The organism is Sphingobacterium sp. FBM7-1 (assembly GCF_020687765.1).
In the GTDB taxonomy this organism is placed as follows: Bacteria; Bacteroidota; Bacteroidia; order Sphingobacteriales; family Sphingobacteriaceae; genus Sphingobacterium.
This window is the reverse complement of sequence record NZ_JAJEWJ010000009.1, coordinates 125,261-132,527: the sequence shown is the minus strand read 5'-3', so window position 1 is coordinate 132,527 and position 7,267 is coordinate 125,261. Positions and strand designations below refer to the sequence as shown.

Annotated in this window: 6 protein-coding genes and 1 tRNA gene; 3 read left to right on the top strand and 4 right to left on the bottom strand. The window is 43.4% G+C overall.

Annotated elements, in window-relative coordinates; all coding sequences use genetic code 11:
* Positions 1–346 precede the first annotated feature (346 nt).
* Positions 347–431, bottom strand: a tRNA-Ser gene (locus LKO28_RS14105).
* Positions 432–586: 155 nt separating this feature from the next.
* Between LKO28_RS14105 and LKO28_RS14100 the strand changes: the two genes are divergently transcribed.
* Positions 587–1,441, top strand: coding sequence for a GH25 family lysozyme (locus LKO28_RS14100; RefSeq protein ID WP_227695639.1), 855 nt, complete (start codon positions 587–589; stop codon positions 1,439–1,441).
* Between the two features lie 3 nt (positions 1,442–1,444).
* Here LKO28_RS14100 and LKO28_RS14095 read toward each other — a convergent pair whose 3' ends face one another.
* Together LKO28_RS14095 and LKO28_RS14090 are read right to left on the bottom strand one after the other, a co-directional pair.
* Positions 1,445–2,770, bottom strand: a complete 1,326-nt coding sequence (locus LKO28_RS14095; RefSeq protein ID WP_227695637.1) for a hemolysin family protein — start codon at positions 2,768–2,770, stop codon at positions 1,445–1,447.
* A 185-nt stretch (positions 2,771–2,955) separates the two neighbouring features.
* Positions 2,956–3,843, bottom strand: coding sequence for a 1-aminocyclopropane-1-carboxylate deaminase/D-cysteine desulfhydrase (locus LKO28_RS14090; RefSeq protein WP_227695636.1), 888 nt, complete (start codon positions 3,841–3,843; stop codon positions 2,956–2,958).
* 51 nt (positions 3,844–3,894) lie between these two features.
* On the opposite strand from LKO28_RS14090, the gene LKO28_RS14085 reads away from it, so the two are divergent.
* Together LKO28_RS14085 and LKO28_RS14080 are read left to right on the top strand one after the other, a co-directional pair.
* Positions 3,895–4,929 (top strand): RluA family pseudouridine synthase, encoded by a 1,035-nt coding sequence (locus LKO28_RS14085; RefSeq protein ID WP_227695649.1) that lies wholly within the window; start codon positions 3,895–3,897, stop codon positions 4,927–4,929.
* Positions 4,930–4,947: 18 nt separating this feature from the next.
* The gene (locus LKO28_RS14080; RefSeq protein ID WP_227695635.1) at positions 4,948–5,808 is read left to right on the top strand and encodes an aminotransferase class IV; all 861 of its coding nucleotides are present in this window, start codon (positions 4,948–4,950) and stop codon (positions 5,806–5,808) included.
* Positions 5,809–5,831: 23 nt separating this feature from the next.
* On the opposite strand, the gene LKO28_RS14075 is transcribed toward LKO28_RS14080, so the two are convergent.
* Positions 5,832–7,262, bottom strand: a complete 1,431-nt coding sequence (locus LKO28_RS14075) for an amino acid permease (protein ID WP_227695634.1) — start codon at positions 7,260–7,262, stop codon at positions 5,832–5,834.
* Between the last annotated feature and the right edge of the window lie 5 nt (positions 7,263–7,267).

Here is a 7,267-nt window from a genome sequence, read left to right as displayed (position 1 = left end):
CTTGTAAAAGCTGAGCTATAAAAAAAGCTTCAACCTTTCGATTGAAGCTTTGCGGAGAGTGAGGGATTGGTTCAGTCCCACATCCCCATACTCAGGCCTGAACCTTCTTCGAATCGAACACGGGGGTTCTCATCCCTCAATAAGCGACTTGTAAAAGCTGAGCTATAAAAAAAGCTTCAACCTTTCGATTGAAGCTTTGCGGAGAGTGAGGGATTGGTTCAGTCCCACATCCCCATACTCAGGCCTGAACCTTCTTCGAATCGAACCCGGGGGTTCTCATCCCTCAACGAGCAGCTTGTAAAAGCTTAGCTATAAAAAAAGCTCCAACCTTTCGATTGAAGCTCTGCGGAGAGTGAGGGATTCGAACCCCCGAACCTGTGACAGTTAACGGTTTTCAAGACCGCCGCATTCGACCACTCTGCCAACTCTCCGCGACAAAAGTAGAAATTTCGGGCTGATTAACGAAACTTATTTTGACCTTTAGTTATTACGCGTTGAAAATGAGGCGGATTATTTTTTTGTAGGGTTTGAAAGCGGCTGTTGCTGTTTGTCCATAAGGAATAAATCCAGTATTTTCACCGAAAATATGGCGAAATATCGAAAAAAACCGGCGATTAAAACAACGAAAGCAGACGACGCTGAACGAAAAAAATATTTAATTTGGAGTGTGGCCATTCCCTTAAGTATCTTAATGGCGTTTGCTCTTTTATATTATAAAACGGATTTTTCTTATACGCTAAAAAGCTGGATTTTTCCAGAGGAATCACCAGGTACGCATACCGCCAGTGAACACGAAAAACGAAACCGGGAGTTAATCGATAAACATAAGGATTACGTGTACGGTATTGATATATCACAGTACCAAGGTGACGTGAGCTGGACCGATATCAGCACCATATACGATCAGGTCGCCATTGACTTTATATTTATTCGTGCAACGATGGGGGAGAAGGCCAAAGACAACCGTTTTGTGGCAAACTGGAAAGGAGCAGAAAGCAGAACGAAGCTACGCGGAGCATATCACTACTTCCGGCCCAATGAAAACTCCATTCGCCAAGCGCGTAATTTTATTAGTGTTGTTAAACTGAAACCCGGCGATTTGCCCCCGGTACTGGATATTGAAGAGCGTCCTCGCAAGCAATCTATGGATTCGCTAAAAGTGGGATTGAAACGATGGCTTAATGAAGTAGAAGGCCATTACGGAATTCAACCCATTCTCTATTCTGGAGATAGCTATTTTACGGACTTCTTAGAAAAAGAATTTTCGGATTACATATTGTGGATCGCGAATTATAATTTCTGGATGAACAAGCCCAGAAAACATTGGGATTTTTGGCAATTCTCCGAACGGGGTGATGTGCGGGGCATAAACGGCGACGTAGACCTTAACATGTTTAAAGGAAATATCGAGGCGTTAGAAGAACTAACCATTCCTTATTAATAATCAGTCTTCATTTTCGTTGATGTTGCTCGCCAAAAGAGGAGGGGTATTAACCAAGACCTTATCGATTCTATGCCCATCCATATCGATAACTTCCAGCTTATAGTCCTTGAAGTGGATAAATTCTCCTTCTTCGGGAACATGATCTAAGGTAAGAAACACCAATCCGCCTAGTGTCGTGATATTGGAAATATCGTCCTCTTCGTCTTCAGTCAATTCGATTTGGAAATAATCCAAAAAATCGTCCAGTTGTGTCCTTCCATCGATAATATATGAGCCGTCTTCTCTTTTGCGGATAGAAGCATCTGAACGTTCCTCGCTGTTGTTCATCTCACCGAAAAGTTGACGTACGATATCCTTGATGGACACAATGCCTTGCGGTATACCATATTCATCAATTACGACGGCCAATTGGGCGTTTCCCGTCCTGAGCACGTTTAGGATGTTGTAAGCCGATGTGTTTTCGTTGACGAACGGAATAGGTTTTACCAGCGCCTGCATGTCGATCGGCTTATTGTCTATATATTTTTTTAGAAAAGTTTTGACATGGATAATACCTTTTACCTGATCGAAACTGCCGTCTACTACAGGAAACTCACTATGTTCGGATTGTCGGAGAATCTGCTGATTCTCTTCAAAATCATTCTGGAGATCCAGACAAACGATATCAGAACGGTGTACCATGAGATTAATAGCACGCTTATCTCCCAATACAAGCAGACGGTCCACGAAGTCGTGTTCGAAATTATCGATCACTCCACTGGATACCCCTTCATCGACGAGTGCCTTTATCTCCTCTTCTGTAACCGTATTTTTCGAGACTTTGATATTCATTAATCGAACTAACGCGTCGGTAGAGATGCTTAACAACCATACAAACGGTTTGACAACTTTACTTAATATGAGCATTGGTGCGGCCACAAACGATGCATATCGCTCCGGGATGGCCATTCCTATACGTTTAGGAACGAGTTCGCCAATGACCAGCGAGAGATACGTAATGACCAGCACCACGACGACGATAGCGATTTGTTGATTGTAGGGCGCTAAAAACGGTATTTGGCTAAATACTGTGGCCAGATAGGAAGAGATACTACCCCCGCTGAAAAAACCGGTAAGGATACCGATTAGCGTGATTCCGATTTGTATAGTAGATAAAAAATGATTTGGATTTTCTTTTAAGTTTAAGGCTATTTGAGCGGATTTATTGTCCTTATCTGCAGCAGCTTGAAGACGAGCCTTCCGGCTGGATACAATAGCTATTTCGGAAGCTGACAATATTCCATTAAATATAATTAACGTTAAAATAATAATAATCTCTGTTAGCATACAGCCTGTTTTATGGTCTAAAATACGAATTCTTTTCTAGCGATGCATATCCTATCTGAAAAAACCGAGCGGCGGCGTTAATGATAAGGGTGATTCATAAGGATGCTATATATAAATTATGACCTGATTTGGACGCAAAATGATCCGTCGTTTGATCACGGTGTATTGGTAGCGGAAGTATGTGCTTAAAACTTGTGTAGCATTCCTAGAAGCCCCGTCAATCCACCGGTGTGCACCATCAATACCGTCGACCCACGTTCAATCTTCCTTTTTAAAATTAAATCGTGCAAAGCGTAGAATAATTTTCCGGTGTATGTTGGCTCTATTAAGAGGGAAGTCTGCTGGGCGAACATCTTTATAAATTCGATGAGTTCTGGCTTAGTTTTCGCATAGCCTCCAAAATGGTAGTCCAGATGAAGTTGTACAGCTGAGGAATCGATTATCCCCAGCTTTTGAATTTCATCGCGGATAAAACCTGCTCCTTTTAGAACCGGAATACCGTGTAGTACTGTGCCCGTTTGCTGAGTAGCCAGCCCCAGAGCTAGACCTGCTAAGGTTGTTCCGGTGCCACAGGCACAAAAGCAATGATCGTACACCTGGCTCAATTCGTTCGTAATTTCAGCACATCCCTGTGCAGCCAACATACCAAAGCCACCTTCGTCAATAAAAAAGGCGTCTGTGGAATTTGCGAAATGTGTATCAAATAATGCCGTTTTATTCCGATAGCGTTCGCGATCGACGAACTGTAGCTCCATGCCAAAAATCTGACATAATTTGAGCACCGGATTATCGACTGCTTCCCCTCGCACAAATCCGTAAGTACGAAACCCGAATTTCGCCCCGGCACATGCTGTGGCAAGCAAATGGTTGGACCAAGCTCCACCAAATGTTACCAACAGTTTTTTTTTCTCTTTTTGCGCCTGCTGTAACGGATATTTCAGTTTACGCCATTTATTGCCTGATATGTAGGGGTGTATGAGATCATCTCGCTTCACGAATACACGAATGCCATGCAGTTCATAAAGCGGGAGAACGAGCTCTTCCTCGGGGCTGTAAAAATCAAAATGCAACATATACTGTTGTCAAAGTTAGTAGATTTTAAAGGATTTCGATACTTTTGCGTGATGGCAGAGGATTTCGATATACAAGAGCAGGACGAGCAAGAACTTTTTGAACATTATCGGATTGAAGCTGATAAGGGGCAGGCGTTATTGAGACTGGATAAGTTCTTGATGAACAGGGTAGAAAATACGTCTAGAAGCCGTATCCAAAATGCTATCGATGCCGAAACGGTTTTTGTAAATGGAAAACTGACAAAAGCCAGCTACAAGGTGAAACCACTGGACGTGGTCACGATGGTGTTGCCCGATCCGCCACGCGATACGGAAGTCTATCCTGAAAATATACCGCTTGATATTATTTACGAAGACGATGACTTGCTATTAGTAAATAAAGAAGCGGGCATGGTCGTCCACCCTGGTTATAACAACTACACCGGAACCCTTGTTAACGCCCTGACCTATCATCTCAGCCAATTGCCGACTCTACCAGGCAATACGGGACGTCCGGGTTTAGTACACCGGATTGATAAGGATACTTCTGGCTTATTGGTAATTGCCAAGAATGAATGGGCCATGACATTTTTAGCAAAACAGTTTTTTGAACACACAATAAATCGAAAATACCTTGCGTTAGTTTGGGGGGATCTTGCTGAGGGAGGTAAGGTGTCGGGGTACATAGGAAGGAATGCCAAAGATCGACGAATAATGGAGCTGTACGATGATCCGGAAAAGGGCAAATGGTCTGTTACGCATTACGAGGTATTGGAACGCATGGGATACGTTACGTTAATAGCCTGTACGTTAGAGACAGGGCGCACCCATCAAATACGCGCGCATCTAAAGTCGATCGGACATCCACTGTTTGGTGATGAAGCGTATGGCGGCAATCGAATTTTAAAAGGCACCGTGTTCAATAAATATAAGCAATTTATAAACAACTGCTTTGAATTACTGCCTCGGCAGGCCCTACATGCGAAGTCATTGGGTTTTGTCCATCCACGCACAAAAGAGACCGTGTATTTTGAGGTACCTCTTCCTGCCGATTTTCAGGCCGTTTTAGAAAAATGGCGGTCTTACATCACGGCCGCCGGCGGATAAGTTTTAATAGAAAATTTTATGTCTTTACAATATATCAATTTTGACGGGCAACTTGTTGCTGAGAATCAGCAAATTGCTACTATAGATAACAGAGCGTTGCGCTATGGGGATGGTCTGTTTGAAACCATGCTTTGGAAAGATGGCGATATTCGGTTTTTAGACCTCCATATCGAACGTTTGCAGCAGGGTATGCAGACATTGCAACTGGAAGAGTATACTAAGTTTGACGCTTTTTTTATTCGTTCGAAAACCGAGGAGTTGATCAGAAAAAACAATATGATCGGCCAGCAGGTACGGGTGCGTTTGGTTATTTATCGTGGGGGTGGAGGTACGTATGCACCGGAGACTAACAAACCGGTCTATGCCCTCCAAATAGCGCGGATGCCTCCCGTATTACGGGATAAAAAACTCGGGCTTATTGTCGACTTGTATACCGATTTTAAAAAGCCTTATAGTGACTTGTCGCACCTTAAGTCCAATAACGCGTTGATTTATGTAATGGCGGGTTTATACAAAAAGAAGTTCGCTTTTGATGAGGTTTTTTTGCTGAATCAAGAGGGCAATCTCTGTGAAGGCTTAATATCAAATATCTTTATATATTACGAGAAAACCCTGTATACGCCGGCGTTAACAGAGGGATGTGTAGCGGGTGTCATGCGAACGGTGGTGATGAAGATGGCGGAGCACGAAGGTATTCCGGTGGTAGAAGCACAAATAAGTCCCGAAATCATGAAAGAAGCAGACGAGATTTTCTGCACGAATTCGGTGCAGGGTGTTCAATGGGTAATGGGATACAAGCAGAAGCGCTATTTTAACAAGATATCGCGCATATTACAGGAAAAACTGCAAACCTGGGGCGAAGAAGCGCGCGAAAATTAACGGTCTATCAGCGATAAAGGCTACTATGCTTTATTCTTGTTGTGCTGTACCAAACGGTAGCTAATGTATAATAATAGCAACCAAATCGGTATTAGCTCCACCGAAATCTTTAATCCCGTAAACCACATCATAACCAGTACCCCTAACAGGAAGAAAAGGGATATATAGTTACTGATCGGGTAGAAGAGTGTTGGGAACGATGATGTTTCCAACCGTTCGGTTAGGCTTCTTTTGAAAAAAATATGGGTTAAACTTATCATAATCCAGTTGATGACAAGGGAGGATACGACCAAACTCATCAAAACTTCTAAGGCACGTTCGGGCATTATTTTGTTGACGACGATACACAGCGCAACAAGTCCGGCAGAAACTAAAATAGCATTAACGGGAGAATGGTTTTTATTCAGTTTCGTGAGGAATTTCGGTGCATTGCCTTGCTCGGCTAGACCGAAAAGCATACGCGAATTACTGTATACACAACTGTTGTAAACGGAAAGCGCCGCAGTCAATACAATAATGTTCAATGCGTTGGCGATGATATTTGTCAAATAATAGGTAGCGCCCAAAAATTCAAACTGCATACCTTTCAAACTGGCGAATACTTCCACAAACGGACTGGTTTCGGCCGTAATATTACGCCATGGCATGAGCGAGAACAACACTAATAGCGATCCGATGTAGAAAATAAGGATACGCCACAGCACTTGATTTGTTGCTTTCGGTATGTTTTTCTCCGGATTTTCGGCCTCTGCTGCAGTAATACCCACCAATTCCAAGCCGCCGAATGAAAACATAATCATGACCAATGCTGCTAAAAGCCCGTGGTAAGCCCCGCTTTCATTACTGGATAGCCAGCCTTTAGGAAAGAAGCCACCGTCGTTCGTCAAATTCTGTATGGTCGCTTGCTCTCCGCCTTTACCACTAATCAACAGGTAGCAGCCGAAAATAATCATTGCGATAATCGCGACGACCTTAATAATGGAAAACCAAAATTCCGTTTCACCATATACCTTTACCGAAGCCAGATTGAGCGCGTTGATGACAAAAAAGAAAAATAAGCTGGACATCCACAAAGGGATCTCCGGCCACCAAAATTGTACATAGTGGCCGATCGCGGTCAACTCGGCCATACTCACGAGTAAGTACAGCACCCAATAATTCCAGCCTGACGCATAGCCGGCAAAGGAACCCCAATATTTATTGGCAAAATAACTAAAACTCCCCGAGACAGGCTCATGCACCACCATTTCGCCCAGTTGCCGCATGATAAAAAACGCGATGATACCCGCGATAGCATAACCGAGTATAACCGATGGACCCGCCAAAACCGCCGCTTGGCCTACGCCCAAAAATAAACCTGTGCCAATGGCACCGCCTAAGGCTATTAATTGAATATGTCTGTTGCTAAGCCCTCGTTTAAGCTGCTTATTGTCTTCAGGCGTATTTGTTTTCAATGGTG